This window comes from Shewanella xiamenensis (genome assembly GCF_014647135.1).
Classification (GTDB): Bacteria; Pseudomonadota; Gammaproteobacteria; order Enterobacterales; family Shewanellaceae; genus Shewanella; species Shewanella xiamenensis.
This window is the reverse complement of sequence record NZ_BMOP01000064.1, coordinates 1-545: the sequence shown is the minus strand read 5'-3', so window position 1 is coordinate 545 and position 545 is coordinate 1. Positions and strand designations below refer to the sequence as shown.

The following is a 545-nucleotide window of genomic DNA, read 5'->3' as shown; positions in this document are numbered from 1 at the left end:
TTAATACGGCTCATCTGTGACGTTACCTACAGAAGAAGGACCGGCTAACTCCGTGCCAGCAGCCGCGGTAATACGGAGGGTCCGAGCGTTAATCGGAATTACTGGGCGTAAAGCGTGCGCAGGCGGTTTGTTAAGCGAGATGTGAAAGCCCTGGGCTCAACCTAGGAATAGCATTTCGAACTGGCGAACTAGAGTCTTGTAGAGGGGGGTAGAATTCCAGGTGTAGCGGTGAAATGCGTAGAGATCTGGAGGAATACCGGTGGCGAAGGCGGCCCCCTGGACAAAGACTGACGCTCATGCACGAAAGCGTGGGGAGCAAACAGGATTAGATACCCTGGTAGTCCACGCCGTAAACGATGTCTACTCGGAGTTTGGTGTCTTGAACACTGGGCTCTCAAGCTAACGCATTAAGTAGACCGCCTGGGGAGTACGGCCGCAAGGTTAAAACTCAAATGAATTGACGGGGGCCCGCACAAGCGGTGGAGCATGTGGTTTAATTCGATGCAACGCGAAGAACCTTACCTACTCTTGACATCCACAGAAGA

1 rRNA gene is annotated in these 545 nt (G+C 52.8%); it reads left to right on the top strand.

Annotation, left to right across the window (positions count from 1 at the left end):
• A 16S ribosomal RNA gene (locus IEY09_RS20150) occupies window positions 1-545 on the top strand; the annotation flags it as partial.